General features: G+C 57.9%; 6 protein-coding genes and 4 pseudogenes. 2 read left to right on the forward strand and 8 right to left on the reverse strand.

What is annotated here, in order from left to right; translation table 11 throughout:
- From RTW80_RS23940 to RTW80_RS23955, 4 genes and pseudogenes are all read right to left on the reverse strand, one after another.
- A pseudogene (locus RTW80_RS23940) lies at positions 1–196 on the reverse strand (hypothetical protein); the annotation flags it as partial.
- A 21-nt stretch (positions 197–217) separates the two neighbouring features.
- A complete protein-coding gene (locus tag RTW80_RS23945) occupies positions 218–451 on the reverse strand; it encodes a DUF905 family protein (protein WP_312720522.1) in 234 nt (77 codons plus the stop codon).
- A 67-nt stretch (positions 452–518) separates the two neighbouring features.
- Positions 519–1058, reverse strand: a complete 540-nt coding sequence (locus RTW80_RS23950) for a single-stranded DNA-binding protein (RefSeq protein ID WP_000290840.1) — start codon at positions 1056–1058, stop codon at positions 519–521.
- 25 nt (positions 1059–1083) lie between these two features.
- On the reverse strand, positions 1084–1290 hold the full coding sequence (locus RTW80_RS23955) for a hypothetical protein (protein WP_000547968.1): 207 nt from the start codon (positions 1288–1290) through the stop codon (positions 1084–1086).
- 69 nt (positions 1291–1359) lie between these two features.
- On the opposite strand from RTW80_RS23955, the pseudogene RTW80_RS23960 reads away from it, so the two are divergent.
- Positions 1360–1532: pseudogene (locus RTW80_RS23960) on the forward strand (hypothetical protein); the annotation flags it as partial.
- Here the strand turns inward: RTW80_RS23960 and RTW80_RS23965 are convergent.
- From RTW80_RS23965 to mok, 3 genes and pseudogenes are all read right to left on the reverse strand, one after another.
- Positions 1530–1760, reverse strand: a complete 231-nt coding sequence (locus RTW80_RS23965; RefSeq protein ID WP_071586998.1) for a hypothetical protein — start codon at positions 1758–1760, stop codon at positions 1530–1532. The pseudogene RTW80_RS23960 and the gene RTW80_RS23965 overlap by 3 nt on opposite strands.
- Positions 1761–1979: 219 nt before the next feature.
- Positions 1980–2105, reverse strand: a complete 126-nt coding sequence (locus RTW80_RS23970) for a type I toxin-antitoxin system Hok family toxin (RefSeq protein ID WP_001372321.1) — start codon at positions 2103–2105, stop codon at positions 1980–1982.
- A pseudogene (mok, locus tag RTW80_RS23975) lies at positions 2047–2196 on the reverse strand (plasmid maintenance protein Mok); the annotation flags it as partial. The gene RTW80_RS23970 and the pseudogene mok, both read right to left, overlap by 59 nt.
- A 21-nt stretch (positions 2197–2217) precedes the next feature.
- On the opposite strand from mok, the gene RTW80_RS23980 reads away from it, so the two are divergent.
- Positions 2218–2406 (forward strand): hypothetical protein, encoded by a 189-nt coding sequence (locus RTW80_RS23980; RefSeq protein WP_001299721.1) that lies wholly within the window; start codon positions 2218–2220, stop codon positions 2404–2406.
- Here RTW80_RS23980 and RTW80_RS23985 read toward each other — a convergent pair.
- Positions 2375–2500 (reverse strand): annotated as a pseudogene (locus RTW80_RS23985) (plasmid SOS inhibition protein A); the annotation flags it as partial. The gene RTW80_RS23980 and the pseudogene RTW80_RS23985 overlap by 32 nt on opposite strands.

Consider the following 2500-nt stretch of genomic DNA (forward strand, 5'->3'; position numbering starts at 1 on the left):
CATCAGCCAGGTTATCGGTGCGTTCAGTGGCATCCGTCTGTGGGCGTGGTGCACACATCCAGCCTGGAACCCAGCGGTTGTCTTTCATATGGTGCTCTGCATGTTCAGCCGCATCACCTTTCTTCATCTTCTCCGCGTCCCGTGCGGCACCGGACAGCCCTGCCTTATTCAGGGCTGCGATAATCTGCGGCGGACGTTCGCGCGTCGGGCACCTCTCTTACTTAAGAATCCCGAAATCCCTGATGACATGGTTCATCCAGTACCCGGCACCGTCCTCAAAATTCCAGGTACGCCAGACCAGGGAACCGTTATTGCGGACAACCAGGCGAAAATGTTCCCCGTGGTCATCCTCGATAAAGACGTTCCGGTACTGTGCGGCAACAGCTTCGGCATGTTTGCGGGTAAAAGGACCGTCAGGCAGCCCCTGAAGTATTCTGAAATATTCGCTCATCCTCATCTCTCCGGTGATGCCCCGCACAGAACGGGGCGGGGCGGGGCGGTTATCACAGTCAGCCCGATCAGAACGGGATATCGTCTGAAAACCCGTAATCGTCACCCTCCGGCGGTTGCGGCTGAGGCTCCGGCTGCGCGGCCTTACGTCCACGGCCTTTCGTTTTTGCGCCACCTTTTTTCGTACCGGCCTCCGCCTGTGGTTCCGGCTGAGGCTGACCGCTGAACTGTTGCCCCTCTTCCGGCTGAGTCTGAGCACCTGCGGCACGTCCCAGCATCTGCATGGTGCCCGTGGTCTTAACAAGAATTTCGGTGACGTAACGGGTGATACCGTTATCCTCCCAGCTACGGGTGCGAAGCTGACCTTCGATGTAGACCTGCGCGCCCTTGCGCAGATATTCGCCAGCCACTTCCGCGAGCTTGCCGAACAGCACCACGCGATGCCATTCTGTCTGCTCCCGCATCTCCCCTGTCTGTTTGTCACGCCAGGTTTCCGACGTGGCGACCTGCAGGTTTGCCACTGCGCCCCCGTTGGGGATGTAACGGACTTCCGGATCTTTTCCCAGGCGTCCCACGAGAATGACCTTGTTAATGCCACGAACTGCCATGATGTGCCTCCTTCTGTTGATGTTTTCAGCCCCCATCATCTGTTGAGTTTCGGGAGCCGCGGTTTTGACGTTTTGCGGGGACCTGCCTTTTGTTCCCTCCGGTATTCACCATCACCTGTTTGAGAACCTTCGCCGCATGGGGCATCACTGCCACGGCCGGAAACGACTGTCCGGGGGCAGACCGCAAAAGTTTTTGCCTGCTTCTGGGCAAAAAGTTTTGCGGGATGTGCATTTCACCCCTGGACTGGCGGAGACGGTTGTGGCTGTCTATGCCCCCGGCGACAGGGGCTTAAACTGGTGAATGGCACCGGACACAACAACGGGCAGGGACCCGCCGCAACGACGTGAAGCGCGGTTTGCGAAACGGCGTTGCGCCTTACATCCCGGCGCCTTTTGCCGGGATGCCGGGAGCGCAGGTCACGGCGCGACAGAGGCGGCGCGACCGGAACGGTCGCTGCAAGCCAGGGGTTTTCACGCATCGGACCGTAGCGACAGCCCGAAACCGCGCCAGCGGGTTCGGCGGAGACTGGCAGGTGCGCCAGCAGCTGCCTGTCGGAGTCGGGCCTGACGACCGGATGCCGCCAGGCAGCCGGGAGCCGAAGGTACGCCCGGCAGACAGGACAACACTGCAGTAGTCAGAATCAGAGCAGGAAGAAAAAGAGAATAATCACAGGGAAGGTGATGTGATTTCTGACAGGCCATAACCAGAGAAGGCGGGGGAAAAGAACGGGCGCCGCAGGCGCGCGTTCATCCCCGTTCCTGAAGGGAAACGACCTTCCTGAAGTCAGGTTGTTCATGCCCGTACAACATCAGCAAGGAGAAAGGGGCTACCGGCGAACCAGCAGCCCCTTTATAAAGGCGCTTCAGTAGTCAGACCAGCATCAGTCCTGAAAAGGCGGGCCTGCGCCCGCCTCCAGGTTGCTACTTACCGGATTCGTAAGCCATGAAAGCCGCCACCTCCCTGTGTCCGTCTCTGTAACGAATCTCGCACAGCGATTTTCGTGTCAGATAAGTGAATATCAACAGTGTGAGACACACGATCAACACACACCAGACAAGGGAACTTCGTGGTAGTTTCATGGCCTTCTTCTCCTTGCGCAAAGCGCGGTAAGAGGCTATCCTGATGTGGACTAGACATAGGGATGCCTCGTGGTGGTTAATGAAAATTAACTTACTACGGGGCTATCTTCTTTCTGCCACACAACACGGCAACAAACCACCTTCACGTCATGAGGCAGAAAGCCTCAAGCGCCGGGCACATCATAGCCCATATACCTGCACGCTGACCACACTCACTTTCCCTGAAAATAATCCGCTCATTCAGACCGTTCACGGGAAATCCGTGTGATTGTTGCCGCATCACGCTGCCTCCCGGAGTTTGTTCGGCACCATCCACCGCTCCATCTCACGGACAGCGTGACCGGCCTCTCTTGCTGCAAGAC

Source organism: Escherichia sp. AM3 (genome assembly GCF_032029835.1).
GTDB classification, from domain to species: Bacteria; Pseudomonadota; Gammaproteobacteria; order Enterobacterales; family Enterobacteriaceae; genus Escherichia; species Escherichia coli.

Bases quoted from the DNA above. Each gene is read 5' to 3' on its own strand.
- RTW80_RS23945 (WP_312720522.1), bottom strand. From the start codon at position 451: ATGAGCGAATATTTCAGAATACTTCAGGGGCTGCCTGACGGTCCTTTT.
- RTW80_RS23950 (WP_000290840.1), bottom strand. From the start codon at position 1,058: ATGGCAGTTCGTGGCATTAACAAGGTCATTCTCGTGGGACGCCTGGGA.
- RTW80_RS23955 (WP_000547968.1), bottom strand. From the start codon at position 1,290: ATGCACATCCCGCAAAACTTTTTGCCCAGAAGCAGGCAAAAACTTTTG.
- RTW80_RS23965 (WP_071586998.1), bottom strand. From the start codon at position 1,760: ATGGCCTGTCAGAAATCACATCACCTTCCCTGTGATTATTCTCTTTTT.
- RTW80_RS23980 (WP_001299721.1), top strand. From the start codon at position 2,218: ATGAAAATTAACTTACTACGGGGCTATCTTCTTTCTGCCACACAACAC.